The following is a 15,055-nucleotide window of genomic DNA, read 5'->3' as shown; positions in this document are numbered from 1 at the left end:
GACCAGGTGATGGGGGGGATCCCGAACCACTGGACCTCGTCGAGGTCATCAGAGTTCGGGGACCCGTCGCCCATCGGTTCACCGGGGACGTGGGTCGACCTGGGCGCCTTCCAGGACTGGTCGCCGGGGGTCTCGGGGTGGGCGTGGGCCCAGGCGATGGCGAGGTGGAACATCCGCAACCCGGCGGCGTTCTCTGCAGCTTTGGCGGCGCGGATCTCAGCGATCAGGTTCGTGGGTGTGGGCGCGTCGTCATCGACCTCGTGGGGGTCGATCGCGGCGCCGGTCATGCGTCTAGTGTAGTCGAAGAGACGTTCGGTTGACAAGCACCAGTACACAGGTTGCCTGCGCAGGTTGCCGGACCTTGGGCTCGACCGGTTGGTGCAGCGAACCAACGAGTGGGACCCGCTGACACACAGCCGTGACGCCGCTGCCGATAACCCGACAGCGCGCAGGTCGTTGAGGTGTCGACGTCCTCCGAAAGGTCCCACCTTGCGCTTCCTCCTCCGCCGACTGCTGCTGCCCGTCGTCCTCTCCGTCGCCCTCGTGGCCGGTGCGGTCTCCTATGCCAGCCCCTCGCAGCCGAGCACCCGTCCCTACTCGCAGTCCTACTTCGGCGACGGCAACCTGCCGCCGGGGTGCATCCGCGACATGAGCCTCGACAACCCGGCCAACGAGTGCTTCCACATGCGCACCGGGCTCAACGCGCTCGACTCGCCCCAGGTCGACGTCCTCGTGCTCGTCCCGGCCTCGCCGACGGCCGAGCGCGACATGCGAGTGATGCGCCAGTCCGTCGAGATGTGGGAGGGCGGGATCGAGCAGCTCGCCAAGCGGATGAAGCAGCCGTGGCTCACCGAGGTCGACTTCCACATCACCGTCGACGCGCTGAGTGGCGAGTTCACGACCTACCCACTGGTCGACCCCGAGATCGTCCTCGTCGGAACCAACCCGGCCGGCGGCATCGGCATCGGCATCGACCCGGCGCAGTTTGCCGGCGACATCGGCATCTACGACGCGCAGGGCGTGCCGTGCACCAGCATCGAGAACCCCTTCGACTTCGCTGCCTGGGAGGCGATCCCGGGCTTCGACACCCACCACGAGGAGCGTTCCGGCACCTACGTCGAGGACTGCGGCGGCGCGGGCGGCAACGTCTGCTTCGCGATCAACGGCGCCATCGACCCGCTGCCGGGCACCACCGAGGTGTTCAGCCTCTTCGACCTGGTCAGCCACGAGTTCGGCCACTGCCTGACCGTCGGCCACGTCGGTGACGGCGCGGAGGGCTCCTGGGGGCCGGTGCCGACCAACGACATCATGAGCTACAACGAGGACCCGCCGGGCCTGAGCAAGTGCGTCTCCAGCCTCGACGTCGAGGGCTTCGCGCTGCGGATGAGCGGCTACCTCGACCGCAACCGCGACGGCAAGGTGACCCGCAAGGACAAGCTGGAGGCCAACGACCTCCCCGGTGACGGCCGCAACCCCTTCCAGGTGCAGAGCCCGAGCGACCACATCTACGCGTCGGCCACCGGCTCGCCGGCCGACTGCCCCCAGCCCGACGTGGGCGTCCTGCCCGGCGCGCGCGTCAGCTGGTCGCCGACCCCCGTCACGACCACGCGCCCCCGGCTCACCCTGAAGCGGCCGAGCCGCACGGACGACGGTCGGGTGCGGCTCACCGGCACGGCGGCGTACGTCGCCAAGGGCAAGCAGCCTCGTCGTGCCAACGGCATGGTGGTCGATCCCGCGGGTGACGCCGACAGCCCCTTCAACGACCTGCGTGGGCTCGACGTGCGCGTCACCAACACCCAGCTCCTCGCCACGGTCAAGGTGGCCCGACTCTCGCCGACCTCGGGCACGACCGGCGCGTCGTCCTACAGCCTGATCGTCAACGGTCGTCGCTTCGACTCGATCGGGCCGGCCGGCGACGGCGCCAACACCTACGACAACGGGGCCGAGACCTTCCTCGACGGCGTGAGCACGTGGAACCGCGCGGCCGGCACGGTCCGCTTCGCGATCTCGCGCCGCTACCTGGAGTCCTTCGGCAACGTGGCGCCCTACTACGTCGGCAGCACCAGCAGCGTGCAGAACGCCAAGCGGGTCGTCTACGTCGACGACACCGCGCCTTCCGGCCAGGGCCGGATCGGGGTGACCGGACGCACGCTCCGCGCGGTCAAGGGACCGCAGCAGGCGACGCCGCCCACCGGCACCAAGCCCTACGCGCTGTCCTTCCGCGCCAAGGACGGCAACTCCTTCGCGCTCTCGCAGAGCAACGGCGGCCTGGGCAGCCTCGTCTCCGACCCGCACGTCTTCTCGATGTCGGTCACCTCGCCGAGCAAGGTCGAGCTGACCCTCGACTGGTCCGACCCGGTCTCCGACCTCGACCTGACGGCCCAGCCGGGAGCCGGCGACCCCGTCTACAGCTCGGGCGGCAAGCCCGACACGCTCGTGCTCCCGAAGGTCCAGGGACCGATCGAGCTCGAGGTCAACCCGACCCTGGTGGGACCCACGGGCACGACCTACACGCTGCGCGCAAAGATCACGCCGCTGGGCAAGGACCGCGACCGCGACGGCCTGACCGACCCGGGTGACGCCTGCCCGACGCTGCCCGGGCCACTGCCCTCCGGCTGCCCCGACATCGACGGCGACGGCGTGCCCAACGGCAAGGACCAGTGCAAGCGGCTCCCGGCCTCCACCGCCACCGGCTGCCCGGCACCTGCCTCGGAGTGGATCCGGGTCCTCGTCGACGGCCGGCAGGTCCACAAGGTGCGCATGGACCGCGCCTTCGGCACCGGTCGCTTCGACCTGACCGTCGCGGTGCCGCGTGGCGTGCACCGGGTCCGGACCGTGTGGCTGGACCGCACCGGCGCGCTCACCTCGGTGGTGCGCGAGGTGCGCTGAGCGGGGTCACCCCTCCGGGAGGGCAGCGAAGGCGGCCTTGGTGTCGCGGTACCACCCCATCGACCTCCTCGGGTGCCGCCACCGGCCCTTCATGGCGTCGCGTGCGTCCTGGTGGGTCGCGTCACCGGCCTTCTCGGCCGCCTTGAGATGAGCGTCCTGGGCGTTGATGACGTCGTCGGCGCTCTCGCCCTGGTGCGCGAGGTCGCAGGGGCCGCCGAGGGCCCGGCAGGTCATGGTCTTCATGGGTGTCTCCATCTTGTCGTGAGGTGCTGCTGTGCTGAGGATCGGGACGCGCCAGGTGTGACCGCTTCAGGTGCGCGGCCGCCCGCCGTCCCGGCGTACGACGCCCTCGAGCACGTCGGGCGCGGCACGGAAGGTGATGGCGTGCACGAGGCCGTCGGCGACGACGAAGTCGAAGACCACCTTGGCCTCGCCCAGGTGGAACCACGCGGTGCCGGGCCGGTCGCCCACGAAGACGGGGAGCGCGGCCTGGGCGCTGCCGTCGAAGAAGGCCGCGACCTCCGCGCGGCCCTCGATCTGGCGCGGAGTTCCGGCCAGTATCGCGGCGTCGTCGGCGGTGACCGCGGCGTCGGGCGCGAGCAGGCGGAGCAACCGGTCGAGGTCACCACCCTTGGCCGCGGCCATGAAGGCGTCGACCACCTCCCAGTCGGCCAGGCGGTCCTCCGAGGCCGGCTGGGCGACCTTCGCCCGGGCGCGAGACGCGAGCTTGCGGGCCGCGGCCGGCGTGCTGTCGAGCACGGCAGCGATCGTGGGGAACTCGAAGCCGAAGCTGTCGTGGAGCACGAAGGCGACCCGCTCGCGTGGGGAGAGCCGGTCCAGCACGACGTGCAGGGCCAGGCCGACGGTGTCGGCGAGCGCGACGTCGTCGGCCGGGTCGCCGATGCCCACCGCGAGCTCGTCGTCCACCTGCTCGATCGGCACGGGAGTGCGCGAGCGCAGCCGGTCCAGGCACAGCCGGGTCGTCACGGTCGTCAGCCAAGCCGGAAGGCTCTCGATCTCGGCGTCCGTGCCGTGCAGGCGCAGCCACGCCTGTTGAACGACATCCTGCGCCTCGGCGTGGTCCCCGAGCACCCGGCTCGCGAGCCCCACCAGGCGTGGTCGCTCGGCCTCGAACAGCTCTGTCTGGTCCACGGCTCCACCCTTCCACTTCTCGTCGGTCACTCGCATGACGCGCGGGTGGGCATTGGTGTGACCACCGTGCGCCAGGAGCCTGCCTAGGGTGGCCGCATGAGCACCGACGGGCACGCCGACCAGCCCCGCCTGCACGCCGACGAGCTCCCGATCGACACCGGGCTCGTGAGACGCCTGGTCTCCCGGGCGTTCCCCGACCTCGCTGTCCTAGATCTGCGACCGGTCGCGGGCTCCGGGTCGTCCAACGCGCTCTTCCACCTGGGCGACGACCTGGTGGTGCGGCTGCCGCGACAGCCCGGCGGGGGTGTCGGCATCGTCAAGGAGTCGCGCTGGCTGCCGGTCGTGGCGGGCGCCGTCGAGGTCGCGGTGCCGGAGATCGTCGGGGTGGGTGAGCCCGACCTGGGTTATCCGGAGCGCTGGTCGATCGCCCGGTGGCTGCCCGGCGATGTGGCCACCCCGGCGAAGACCGGGTCGGTGCCGCTGGGCGTCGACCTGGCCAGGTTCCTCGCCGCGCTCCGGACCGTCGCGGTGCCCGAGGGGACCGTGAGCGCCGAGCTGTCGTCGTACCGCGCACTGCCGCTGGTCGACCTCAACCCGGACTTCCGCGAGCTGGTCGAGGAGTGTGGGCCGCTGGACGTCGGGATCGATCTCCATGAGGCGCTGCGGGTGTGGGAGCTCGCGACGGACGCCTGCTCGACGACAGCGGAGCCCGTCTTCCTCCACGGCGACCTGGTGGCGGAGAACCTGCTGGTGCGCGACGGCCGCCTCACCGGTGTGCTCGACCTCGGCGGCCTCGCCGTCGGCGACCCGACCGTGGACCTGGTCGTGGCGTGGGAGGTGCTCGACGAGGCGGGGCGCGCGGCGCTGCGGCGCGAGCTCGACGTCGACGACGCCACCTGGACCACCTCACGGGGCTGGGCGCTGCTGATCGCGCTGATGACCTTCGCCTACTACGGCGAGACCATGCCGCGGCGCTGCGCCGATCGTCTGGTGATGGCGCGCGCGGCGCTGGCGGGGTGAGGATGGGCACATGAGCGAGTCCCCCAGACGCGAGTTCGTCGACGAAGACCTCACCGTCGCCCGGTTCGTCAGGTGCGACCTGTCCGGAGCGGTGCTGCGCGCCGTCGACGTGCAGGGTGTCGAGATCGATGCTCCGTGGCTGATGGAGGAGGGCGGGGTGCTGCTGGTCAACGGCGTCAACGTCGCCCCGCTCGTCGACGCCGAGCTCGACCGCCGCTTCCCGGGCCGGGCCGAGCGACGTGCCGCGACCCCCGAGGGACTGCGCCAGGCCTGGGCCACGCTCGAGCGCACCTGGACGGCGACGCTCGAGCGCGCGGCGACGATGCCCGCGGGCACGGTCGACGTGTCGATCAGTGGCGAGTGGTCCTTCGCCCAGACCCTGCGGCACCTCGTCATGGCCACGGACGTCTGGCTGCACAAGGCGATCCAGGAGCTCGAGCAGCCCTACCACCCGTTCGGCCAACCCCACGCGGAGTACGCGATGGACGGCCTGGACATCTCCGTCTTCAGCACCGAGCAGCCGTCGTACGACGAGGTCCTCACGGTCCGCGCCGAGCACATCGCGCACGTGCGCGACTTCATCGCGGCCGTCACCCCGGAGCTGCTGGCCGAGGAGCGGCGCAACCCGTGGAACCCGGCCCACCCGGAGACGGTGCTGGCATGCCTACACGTGATCCTCAACGAGGAGTGGGAGCACCACCGCTTCGCCGTGCGCGACCTCGACGCGATCGAGGCCGCGGCCACGTAGTCTGCCCAGGTGACCGAGCTCGGGGCCGGCGGGGCCATCGTCGTCGCGACGACCATGCCCCTCTCGGACGAGGCGCGGGCCGACCTGAGCGAGCTGCTCGGGCCGGACTACGTGGTGGTCGACATCAAGCGGGCGCCTCCCACGACCAACATCGTGCTCACGACGGTGGTGAGCGGGCAGCTGATCGGCTCCCTACGCGGGCTCTTCCCACAGGCGCGCATCCTGCTCACCGAGCTGCACGACGTGGCGCGCGGCATCCGCTATGCCGGCCCCGTCACCCGCGTGCTCGACACAGGCCCGGACGGCTACTTCGTCAGCCACGACCTCGAGTCGCTCTCGCCGATCGTGCAGCAGGAGGCGCGGCTGCAGCTGACCGGCAGCGGCCGGCAGTCCGCGCCGATGCTCGGCGGCACGCCGATGTCGGAGCCGTCGCCAGCGCAGGCGCCGGCTCCGGCGCGGGCTCCGGCGCGGGAGGTGATCGAGGCCGCGCTCGCGCGGGCAGCGGCCCTGGCGGTCGGCGACGCGGCTCGTCTCGCGGCTCTGCTGCACCCCGACTTCCGCTGGACCTCGCACATGGGCGAGACCTACGACCGCGCGGACTACGTGCGGCGCAACACCGAGGGCCACACCGTCTGGCGCTCGCAGGAGCTGGTCGACCCCGAGGTCGTCGTGGTCGGCGACACCGCGGTCCTGCGCGCGGAGGTGACGGACGTGGTGCTCGACGACGCCGGCGAGCCCGCGACCTTCCGGATGCCGATGACGCAGACGTGGGTGCGCGAGGGCGGGGCGTGGACCTGCCTCGCCGGTCACGCCGGACCCCGCCTCGCCTGAGCCTGCCTCGCCTGAGCCCGCCGATCAGAACGTCGGCAGTTGGCCGGCCGCGACGGCATCCTCACGCTCAGCCGGCTGCCGCGAACGGCGAACTGCCCGGGAGGATTGGCGGACAAGCGCAGGTCTCCCCGGTTGTCCGGGGACTCATGCAAGCTCCGGCAGTGACCCCCCGAGCAGCCCGCCCCGGTCGACGACCGCGAAGTGCGTGACGGTCGGGAACGGCTCGTAGAAGTGGTGCAGCAGGGCCCGCCACTGCTCGTAGTCGGCCGAGCCGCGGAAACCGGTCTCGTGATCCTCGAGCGTCCGCCAGGTCACGAGCAGCAGGTAGGTCTCGGGCGCCTCGACGCAGCGGGTGACCGAGACACCGAGCAATCCTGTCTGGCGCCGGATCAGCGGCAGCGCGTCGGCCATCGCGGCCTCGAACGCCTCGCCCTCACCGGGGCGGACGCGCAGGAGGGCGTGCTCGAGGACGGGTGAGGAGGTCATGGCGCCATCCTTCAGCAGAAGTGACACCGACCCGCGGAGCCGGTCGGCTCCGCGGGTCGGGATCAGTCGTTCAGGTGGAGCTTGAGGATCAGCCGCCCTCGACGAACGCAGCGACGTCGTCGCCCTCGTAGAGGTCAGAGACGGAGACGGCGCCACCGGGGACGTCGTCGGCCTTGAAGATGTAGCTCGCGTTGGAGGGCGACTCGCCGACGATGAACTCCAACGGCACCGCGATGCCACCGGTGTCGACGGTGCCGATGCTCTCCTTGGCAGCCAGCACACCCTCGGGCGTCAGGTCGCCGTCGTCACAGGCCTTCTCGAGGATCTGACGCATGACGTCAGCAGCCGCGAAGCCGAACATGACACCCAGCGTGGGGTCGTTGTCGAACTCAGCCTGGTAGGCCTTGAGGATCTCGGGCTTCTGGTCGAACGGCGCGACCGGGGACGCGACGTAGAGGTTGGCCTTGAGCGCGTCACCGGCCGGCGTGTCCAGCAGGCCCGGCGCGTAGACCGGGTTGTTGCCGGCGATCGGCACGTCGAGGCCGCTGGCAGCGGCGACGCCGGCGATCGAGGCCGTCTGGCCTGGAGCCACGGTGATCGCGATGACGTCGACACCCTCGGACTCGAGCTTGGTGACCTGGGCGGTCATGTCGGTGTCGGTGGGCTGGATCTGCACCTCGACCACCTCCATGTCGTGCTGCTCGGCGAAGAACTCCGAGCCCGCGAGCCCGCCCTCGCCGTACTCACCCTCGAAGTAGATGTGGCCGATCTTGGCGCCCTCCTCGATCTCGCCCTCCTCGAGGAGGTAGTCGAGGACGTTGATCATCTCGACCTCGTACGTCGACCCGACGACCGTGTTCTCCGCGACCTCGGTCAGCGACTGGGCCCAGGCTCCGGGGATGTTGACCATGCTGTCGGCCTCGAGCTGCTGCGCGAGGCCGGTGTTGATCGGCGAGCCGATGGTCTGCTCGATCGCCAGCACGTCCTCCTTGAAGGAGCTGTAGAGCTGGATGCCGCGCTGGGTGTCGTAGCCGTGGTCCTTGACGATCTCGTCGACCGAGTAGGTGCCGCAGATCTTGTCACCGGCGTTGAGGGTCTTCCAGTAGAGCGCCTGCGCGTTGGTGATGTCGGCGCCCAGGGCGGCGAAGACGCCCGTCAGGTCGGTGAGGGACCCGAGGCTGATCGTGTCACCCTCGATGCCGCGACCGATCTTGACGCCATCCTCGGACGTGGTGTCACCGCCCCCCTCCTCGGCCTTGGTGCTGCAGCCCGTGGCAGTCACGAGCAGGACCGCTGAGACGAGCGTGATCGCCCGGCGCTTGTTGGTGTTCATCTGGGTGTTCCTCCTGAGGACGAGTCGGCGGGGGCCGACGAGGTGGTGCTGACGGGCGGTGATTCTTGCGGGGGACGAGGTTGTCGCTTGAGGCGCCGGGCGAGGCCGGCGAGACCACCGGGCTCGAACATCACGACGAGGACGATCGCCCCGCCATAGAGGAAAGCCGCGGCCTGGCTCGCGACGATGCCGGGCTGGCCTGGCTCGACGATGAAGGGCAGCGAACCGGAGTACTGCTGGAGCACCAGCGGCAGCGCGCTCACGAACGCCGCTCCCATCGCTGCGCCGCCGACCGAGCCGAGGCCACCGAGCACGATCATCGCGAGGTACTGCACGGAGAGCAGCAGCGAGAACGACTCCGGGGCGACCGACCCGATGGACAGGGCGTAGAGGACACCGGCGAGGCCGGCGTACATGGAGGAGACGAGGAAGACCTTCGCCTTGTACTCCTGGACGTTGACGCCCATGACCGACGCCGCGACCTCGCTGTCCCGCACGTTCTGCAGCGCGCGGCCCGGACGTGAGCGCAGCAGGTTGGAGGCGAACCAGCAGGCCAGTGCGCAGAGCGCGAGGCCGAGGTACCAGAGGCGCTCGGCCTGGCCGAAGGGCACGCCGAGGACCGCGAGGTAGGGCTCCTCGTTGCCACCGAAGCTGAAGCCGAAGAGATCGAACGCCGGCGCGAGACGACCGTTGAAGCCACCGCTGACCGAGGTCCAGGTGTTGAGGAGGTGCTGGCCGATGAACACCAGCCCGAGTGACGCGACGCCGAGGTAGATGCCGCGCAACCGGGCGGCGATCGGGCTGAAGAGGACTCCCGCGAGACCGGCCATCACGACGCCGGCGACCATGCCGACGATCGGCGGCAGCCCGAAGCCGCCGTACTCGATGGCGGAGCCGCCGGGGTCACCGGAGACGTAGACGTAGGTCAGGGCACCGACTGCCAGGAAGAACGCGTGGGCCAACGACAGCTGCCCCGTCGTGCCGACCAGCAGGTTGAGACCGACCGCACCGATGATCGCGGCGAAGACCGCGAAGCCGGTGCGGAGCCAGAACTCCTCCACGTAGAGGGGCAGCGCGAGCAGCACGACGAGGAGCGCCAGCAGCACGACGCCCTTGACGAGACGGGTGGCGGTGGAGGTGTCAGACACGGGTCACATCCCTGGTTCCGAAGAGGCCGGAGGGCCGGACGAGCAGGACAGCGACCATCACGACGTAGGGCACGACCTCGCCGAAGCCGCGGCCGAGGAAGGCGATCTGGTCCTGGTAGCCGGCGGCCATGGCGGTGGCAACGCCGATGATCAGGCCACCGACGAGCGCACCGCCGGTGGAGTCGAGGCCGCCGAGGATCGCGGCCGGGAGGGCGGCCAGCGCGACCGCCCAGATCGCGGGGGTCACCCCCGGGGTGGGCGAGCCGGTCGCGAACAGGCCGGCCACGGCGGCGAGCACACCGGCCACGAGCCAGGCGACCATCGAGACCCAGCCGAGCCGGATGCCCATCAGGGCCGCCGCCTCGCCGTCCTCCGCAGCGGCGCGCATGGCGATGCCCCAGCTGGAGAACTTGAAGGCGATGAAGAAGGCGCCGATCAGGATGCCGGCGACGACGATGGCCAGCGCCCGGTTGGTCGTGATGCCGACGCCGCCGATCGAGACCGCGTCGCCACCCCACGGGTGCCCGACGTTGAGGATGTCGGAGCCGATGCGCCGGGTGATCTCGGTCAAGATGATCAGGTCGACGCCGATGGTCAGGATCGCCAGGCTGATCACGGGCGCCCCCCGCAGCCGGCTGATCAACAACCGCTCGACGAGCACGGCCGCGGCCGCGGTGCCGACGATGCCGACGGCAGCGGCGGCCCAGAAGCCGATCGGCTCGCTGAGGCGGGCGATCAGGTAGGCACCGAGCAGCAGGAGCGAGCCCTGCATAAAGGTGACGACCTCGCTTGCCTTGAAGATGATCACGAAGCCCAGCGCGATGAGCGCGTAGATCGCGCCCAGCGAGAGCCCGTTGAGGAGCAGGGACAGGAACTGGTTCACGGTGTCTCCTCGGCCGTGCCGTGGGCGGCGGCTGCCGCCGGATCGGTCTCGTCGCCGGAGCCCAGGTAGGCCCGGATGACCTCGGGGTCGGCCTGCACCTCATCGGGGGTGCCGTCGGCGATGCGGCGACCGAAGTCGAGCACCGTGACCCGGTCGGCGATGCCCATGACCATGCCCATGTCGTGCTCGACGAGGATCACCGTGATGCCGAGGGCGTCACGGATCTCGAGCACCGTCTGGGCCATGCGTGCGGTCTCCTCGGCGTTCATGCCGGCGACCGGCTCGTCGAGGAGCAGCAGGCGCGGCTCGGTCGAGAGCGCGCGGGCGACCTCGACCCGCTTCTGGTCGCCGTAGGACAGCACGCCGACCGGCACGTGCAGCTTGTTGCCGAGCTCGAGGAACTCCGCGATCTCGCAGACGCGGGCGGTGTGACGCTTCTCCTCGTTGCGAGCCTTGGGCAGGCGGAGCCCGGCGGACACGAAGCCGGCGGTCGTCAGCCGGTGGCGACCGAGCATCAGGTTCTGGACGACGGTCTGGGAACCGGAGAGCGCGATGTTCTGGAAGGCGCGGGCGACCCCGAGGCGGGCGATCTGGTGGGGCTTGCGGCCGGTGAGGACCTCGTCGCCGAAGCGCACCTCGCCCTCGGAGACCTCGTAGACACCCGAGAGCACGTTGAACATCGTGGACTTGCCGGCGCCGTTGGGCCCGATGACGGCGTGGACCGCGCCGGGCTCGACGGAGAAGGAGACCTCCGAGAGGGCCAGCAGCGCGCCGAAGCGCACGGTCACGTTGTCGATCGTCAGCGGGCGGACGTCCTTGCGCAGCTGGGTCGTGCTCATGCCTTCCACCTCGCGAGGGTCTTGCGCGTGCCGGCACGCGGCGCCGCGGCTTCGGTCTCCTCGGCGCCGTGGCCGAGGTAGAGGCGTTGGACGGCGTCGCTCTGGGCGAGCTCGACGGCGGGGCCCTGGAGCGAGACCTTGCCGACGTCGAGCACGAACGCGGTGTCGGCGACGCCGAGCGCCATCGTGGCGTTCTGCTCGACCAGCAGCACCGAGGTGCCCTGGCGGTTGATCTCGCGGATGACCTCGCCGATCTGGCCGATGATCCGGGGCGCGAGCCCCAGGGACGGCTCGTCGAGGAGCAGCAGCTTCGGCCCGGCCATGAGGCCGCGTCCGATCGCGAGCATCTGCTGCTCGCCACCGGAGAGGAGCCCGGCGCGTTGGGTGCGGCGGTCGGCCAGCACGGGGAACAGGTCGTAGACCCGCTCCTGCGCCGGCGCGCGGGTGGACTTGTCCTTGGCGCCGAGGCCACCAGCCTTGAGGTTCTCCTCGACAGTCAGGCGGCTGAAGATGCGGCGTCCCTCGGGCACCTGCACCAGCCCGTCGGCCACGCAGCGGGCCGGGTCACGCCCCTTGAGGCTGGAGCCCCGGTAGCGGACCTCGCCGGACTCGACGCGGCCCTTGTGCAGCTTGAGGGTCCCCGAGAGGGTTCGCAGCAGCGTCGTCTTGCCGGCTCCGTTGCTGCCCAGGAGAGCGACCACGCTCCCCTCGCCGACGGTGATGTCCACACCCCGCAGGGCCTGCACCACCCCGCCGTAGGTGACCGCGAGATCCCGGACCTCCAGGATCGGCGCGTGCGTCTCGTCCATCATGTCCAACCTTTCGTCGTCGCTGGCCAGGCAGCTCCCCCACGTGCAATGGGCAGCTCGACGGTTCCGAGATCGGTCGGTCCGCGAGGTCGACAGGTTGCCACCGGGGGAGGTCGGTGGTGAGGGCTAACCCTGCTGCCAGGGCGAGCACCGCCACCATAGTGACGGCACTCACATGATCTGTCATTCTTTGTTCGTGAGAACAAAGGAGTCCGCGACGCGTCTTGAAAGCGCGGCCACCGATCCACGCATCGTGGCGGTCTGCCAGGAGCTGCTCGACGACCTCGAGGCCTTCACCCTCGAGGTCGTCCACCTGATCCGGCAGGAGGAGCCCTACTACGTCGAGGTCATCACGATGCGCCAGCTCGTGGACTCGGTGCGCCCCAACGTCGTCGGGCTTCTCCAGAGCGTGATGGCCAACGAGACGAGCGCGCTGGCCGCGCCCCGTCGTACGGGCAGGACCCGGGCGGAGCAGCAGGTCCCGCTCGCCATCGTGCTGCACGCTTACCGCCTCGGCGCCCTCCACATCTGGAACTCGTTAGTGCGCCGGTGCGGCGACGACCCGCGCGTCAACCGGGCCCTGCTCGACTCGGCCTCGGCGCTGTGGACCGCGCTCGACGTCTACTCCCAGGAGCTCGCCGTCGCCTACCGCGACGTGGAGACCGAGCACCTGATCCGCGACGCGCGCCTGCGGGAGACCGCGCTCGTCGCGCTCTTCAGCGGGCTCACCTCGACGGGTCAGGCGTTCACCGACGTGGCCGAGGCGCTCCGGTTGCCGCAGGTCGGGACGTTCGTCGTGGTCTCCTGCGACCCGCCGCCGATGGAGAGTGACAGCGATACCGCCTCGCCGGAGCGGACGCTGACGTCGTTCGGCGTGCGCTCGGTATGGCGCTCCGAGACCGACTGCGACCTGGGCCTGGTCGCGCTGACCCGCAGCTTCCGCCTGGAGCGGATGCTCGATCAGATGGCCTCGATGGGGCTGGGCCGGGTCGGCGTGAGCGAGGTCTTCGAGTCGATCCTGGAGACGTCCGGCGCCGCCAAGCAGGCGCGCATGGCGCGCGAGGCCGCCACCCCGGGCACCAGCACCGTGACGCGCTTCGAGGACGCCCGGGTGGCCGCCCTCGTGGCCGCCGCCCCCGAGCTCGCCTCCGGCTTGGCCCACCAGGTGCTCGGGCCCGTCCTGGCACTCGACGTGATGGAGCAGGGACTGCTGCTCGGCACCCTCCGGGCGTGGTACGCCGCCGACGGCTCGGCCGCCCAGGCCGGCCGGATCCTGCACTGCCACCCCAACACCGTGCGCTACCGCCTGGGCAAGCTGACCCAGCTCATCGACCGCGACCTGCGCAGCCCCACCGACGTGGCGCACCTCTACCTGGCGCTCGAGGCCCACCGGCTTTTGTCCTTCGGCACAACCGCCTCCTAGCGCCCGCACCCGGCGCCACGGGACTTTCCCGCCACGTCCGAGCGTTGGGCCACCCATCGCGTCAGCATCTCCGGCGCAGCACCCATCCCCCACGAGAGGACATCTCATGAGCGACTACCAGGTCGTCAACCCCGCCACCGGCGAGGTCGAGCAGGACTACCCCACCGCGACCGACGTCGAGGTCCAGGACGCCCTCGCGCGCGCCCACACGGCGTACGCCGCCTGGCGCACGACGTCCCAGGACGAGCGTGCCGCGATCCTGCTCCGCGTGGCCGACCTCTACGAGGAACGCGCCGACGACCTCGCCCGGATCATTGCCCGCGAGATGGGCAAGCCGCTCAAGGAGGGCAAGGGCGAGGTCGCGCTGGTCGCCTCGATCTACCGCTACTACGCCACAGAGGGCCCCGGCCTGCTGGCCGACACCCCGATGAGCCCGCAGATGGGCGGTGACGCGGTGATCCGCAAGGAGCCGATCGGCCCGCTGCTCGGGATCATGCCGTGGAACTTCCCCTACTACCAGGTCGCCCGGTTCGCGGCGCCCAACCTGATGATCGGCAACACGATCATCCTCAAGCACGCGCACCAGTGCCCCGAGTCGGCGCTGGCCATCGTCCAGCTCTTCGCCGACGCCGGCCTGCCCGCCGATGCCTACGTCAACGTCTTCGCGACCAACGACCAGTCGGCCGACATCATCGCCGACCCGCGGGTCGCGGGCGTCTCGGTCACCGGCAGCGAGCGCGCCGGCTCGGCCGTCGCGGAGGTCGCGGGTCGCAACCTGAAGAAGGTCGTGCTCGAGCTCGGCGGCTCCGACGCGTTCATCCTCCTCGACACCGAGGACCTCGGTGCGGCCGTGAAGTCGGCGGTCCGCGGCCGCATGGGCAACGCCGGCCAGGCGTGCAACGGCGCCAAGCGGATGATCGTCGTCGACGACCTCTACGACGACTTCGTGGCGGCCTTCACCGGTGCCATGGCCGGCCTCACCCCCGGCGACCCGACCGAGCCCGGCGTCGACTTCGGCCCCCTCGCCTCGGAGCAGGCCGTCGTGACGCTGGTCGAGCAGATCGACGACGCCGTCGCCAAGGGCGCGACCGTGCTCACCGGCGGCAAGCGCGTCGACCGCACGGGTGCCTTCATGCAGGCCACCGTCCTCGCCGACGTCACGCCCGACATGCGGGCCTTCAGCGAGGAGCTCTTCGGCCCGGCAGCCGTCGTCTACCGCGTCGCGGACGCCGAGGCCGCGATCGCGCTGGCCAACGACTCCACCTTCGGCCTGGGCGGCGTGGTCTACAGCGCCGACACCGCCAAGGCCCAGGAGGTCGCCGACCGGCTCGACACCGGCATGGTCTGGATCAACACCGCACAGGGCTCCGTCGCCGACCTGCCCTTCGGTGGCACCAAGCGCTCCGGCGTCGGTCGCGAGCTCGGCCCCTACGGCATCGACGAGTTCGTCAACAAGAAGCTCATCTACACCCCTGCTGCTCGCTGAGCCTGCGC

The 15,055-nt window shown here is 70.8% G+C and carries 15 protein-coding genes; 6 read left to right on the top strand and 9 right to left on the bottom strand.

Annotated features, from left to right (window positions below):
• Window positions 1-287 (bottom strand): hypothetical protein (locus tag BM204_RS21535; protein WP_143099876.1); only part of this gene is annotated, 287 nt, incomplete at its 3' end.
• Between the two features lie 202 nt (window positions 288-489).
• On the opposite strand from BM204_RS21535, the gene BM204_RS21530 reads away from it, so the two are divergent.
• The gene (locus BM204_RS21530) at window positions 490-2,889 is read left to right on the top strand and encodes a thrombospondin type 3 repeat-containing protein (RefSeq protein ID WP_091117593.1); all 2,400 of its coding nucleotides are present in this window, start codon (window positions 490-492) and stop codon (window positions 2,887-2,889) included.
• Between the two features lie 6 nt (window positions 2,890-2,895).
• Here the strand turns inward: BM204_RS21530 and BM204_RS21525 are convergent, their stop codons facing one another.
• Together BM204_RS21525 and BM204_RS21520 are read right to left on the bottom strand one after the other, a co-directional pair.
• Window positions 2,896-3,132, bottom strand: a complete 237-nt coding sequence (locus tag BM204_RS21525; protein WP_091117591.1) for a hypothetical protein — start codon at window positions 3,130-3,132, stop codon at window positions 2,896-2,898.
• A 66-nt stretch (window positions 3,133-3,198) separates the two neighbouring features.
• The gene (locus tag BM204_RS21520) at window positions 3,199-4,041 is read right to left on the bottom strand and encodes a sigma-70 family RNA polymerase sigma factor (protein WP_218031383.1); all 843 of its coding nucleotides are present in this window, start codon (window positions 4,039-4,041) and stop codon (window positions 3,199-3,201) included.
• Window positions 4,042-4,137: 96 nt separating this feature from the next.
• On the opposite strand from BM204_RS21520, the gene BM204_RS21515 reads away from it, so the two are divergent.
• The 3 genes from BM204_RS21515 to BM204_RS21505 are packed head-to-tail and all read left to right on the top strand — an operon-like array spanning window position 4,138 to window position 6,640.
• Entirely contained in the window at window positions 4,138-5,061 is a 924-nt protein-coding gene (locus tag BM204_RS21515; protein ID WP_091117589.1) for an aminoglycoside phosphotransferase family protein, read from the top strand.
• A 10-nt stretch (window positions 5,062-5,071) separates the two neighbouring features.
• Window positions 5,072-5,809: a DinB family protein gene (locus tag BM204_RS21510; protein WP_091117587.1), complete on the top strand. Its 738-nt coding sequence runs from the start codon at window positions 5,072-5,074 to the stop codon at window positions 5,807-5,809.
• 9 nt (window positions 5,810-5,818) lie between these two features.
• On the top strand, window positions 5,819-6,640 hold the full coding sequence (locus tag BM204_RS21505) for a nuclear transport factor 2 family protein (protein ID WP_091117585.1): 822 nt from the start codon (window positions 5,819-5,821) through the stop codon (window positions 6,638-6,640).
• A gap of 144 nt (window positions 6,641-6,784) precedes the next feature.
• Here BM204_RS21505 and BM204_RS21500 read toward each other — a convergent pair whose 3' ends face one another.
• The 6 genes from BM204_RS21500 to BM204_RS21475 all read right to left on the bottom strand — a co-directional run bounded on the left by BM204_RS21500 (window position 6,785) and on the right by BM204_RS21475 (window position 12,138).
• Entirely contained in the window at window positions 6,785-7,126 is a 342-nt protein-coding gene (locus BM204_RS21500) for an antibiotic biosynthesis monooxygenase family protein (protein ID WP_091117583.1), read from the bottom strand.
• A gap of 88 nt (window positions 7,127-7,214) precedes the next feature.
• On the bottom strand, window positions 7,215-8,459 hold the full coding sequence (locus BM204_RS21495; protein WP_091117582.1) for an ABC transporter substrate-binding protein: 1,245 nt from the start codon (window positions 8,457-8,459) through the stop codon (window positions 7,215-7,217).
• Window positions 8,456-9,607 (bottom strand): branched-chain amino acid ABC transporter permease, encoded by a 1,152-nt coding sequence (locus BM204_RS21490; protein ID WP_091117580.1) that lies wholly within the window; start codon window positions 9,605-9,607, stop codon window positions 8,456-8,458. Before BM204_RS21490 ends, BM204_RS21495 begins: the two co-directional genes overlap by 4 nt.
• Window positions 9,600-10,490, bottom strand: a complete 891-nt coding sequence (locus tag BM204_RS21485; RefSeq protein WP_091117578.1) for a branched-chain amino acid ABC transporter permease — start codon at window positions 10,488-10,490, stop codon at window positions 9,600-9,602. Before BM204_RS21485 ends, BM204_RS21490 begins: the two co-directional genes overlap by 8 nt.
• Complete coding sequence (locus BM204_RS21480) at window positions 10,487-11,329, bottom strand: ABC transporter ATP-binding protein (RefSeq protein WP_091117577.1); 843 nt, start codon at window positions 11,327-11,329, stop codon at window positions 10,487-10,489. Before BM204_RS21480 ends, BM204_RS21485 begins: the two co-directional genes overlap by 4 nt.
• Complete coding sequence (locus BM204_RS21475) at window positions 11,326-12,138, bottom strand: ABC transporter ATP-binding protein (protein WP_218031382.1); 813 nt, start codon at window positions 12,136-12,138, stop codon at window positions 11,326-11,328. The genes BM204_RS21480 and BM204_RS21475 overlap by 4 nt, the downstream gene beginning before the upstream one ends.
• 196 nt (window positions 12,139-12,334) lie before the next feature.
• Between BM204_RS21475 and BM204_RS21470 the strand changes: the two genes are divergently transcribed.
• Together BM204_RS21470 and BM204_RS21465 are read left to right on the top strand one after the other, a co-directional pair.
• A complete protein-coding gene (locus BM204_RS21470; protein ID WP_143099875.1) occupies window positions 12,335-13,561 on the top strand; it encodes a PucR family transcriptional regulator in 1,227 nt (408 codons plus the stop codon).
• Between the two features lie 106 nt (window positions 13,562-13,667).
• Entirely contained in the window at window positions 13,668-15,047 is a 1,380-nt protein-coding gene (locus BM204_RS21465) for an NAD-dependent succinate-semialdehyde dehydrogenase (RefSeq protein WP_091117574.1), read from the top strand.
• The last annotated feature ends 8 nt before the right edge of the window (window positions 15,048-15,055 follow it).

This window comes from Nocardioides psychrotolerans, assembly GCF_900113685.1.
GTDB lineage: Bacteria > Actinomycetota > Actinomycetes > Propionibacteriales > Nocardioidaceae > Nocardioides > Nocardioides psychrotolerans.
Note: the sequence above shows the minus strand (reverse complement) of the source record. Positions and strands in the feature narration are given on the sequence as shown.

Excerpts from the sequence above, each read along its gene's own strand:
- BM204_RS21510 (WP_091117587.1), top strand. The coding sequence starts at position 5,072 with ATGAGCGAGTCCCCCAGACGCGAGTTCGTCGACGAAGACCTCACCGTC.
- BM204_RS21480 (WP_091117577.1), bottom strand. The coding sequence starts at position 11,329 with ATGAGCACGACCCAGCTGCGCAAGGACGTCCGCCCGCTGACGATCGAC.
- BM204_RS21495 (WP_091117582.1), bottom strand. The coding sequence starts at position 8,459 with ATGAACACCAACAAGCGCCGGGCGATCACGCTCGTCTCAGCGGTCCTG.
- BM204_RS21525 (WP_091117591.1), bottom strand. The coding sequence starts at position 3,132 with ATGAAGACCATGACCTGCCGGGCCCTCGGCGGCCCCTGCGACCTCGCG.
- BM204_RS21475 (WP_218031382.1), bottom strand. The coding sequence starts at position 12,138 with ATGGACGAGACGCACGCGCCGATCCTGGAGGTCCGGGATCTCGCGGTC.
- BM204_RS21465 (WP_091117574.1), top strand. The coding sequence starts at position 13,668 with ATGAGCGACTACCAGGTCGTCAACCCCGCCACCGGCGAGGTCGAGCAG.
- BM204_RS21515 (WP_091117589.1), top strand. The coding sequence starts at position 4,138 with ATGAGCACCGACGGGCACGCCGACCAGCCCCGCCTGCACGCCGACGAG.
- BM204_RS21500 (WP_091117583.1), bottom strand. The coding sequence starts at position 7,126 with ATGACCTCCTCACCCGTCCTCGAGCACGCCCTCCTGCGCGTCCGCCCC.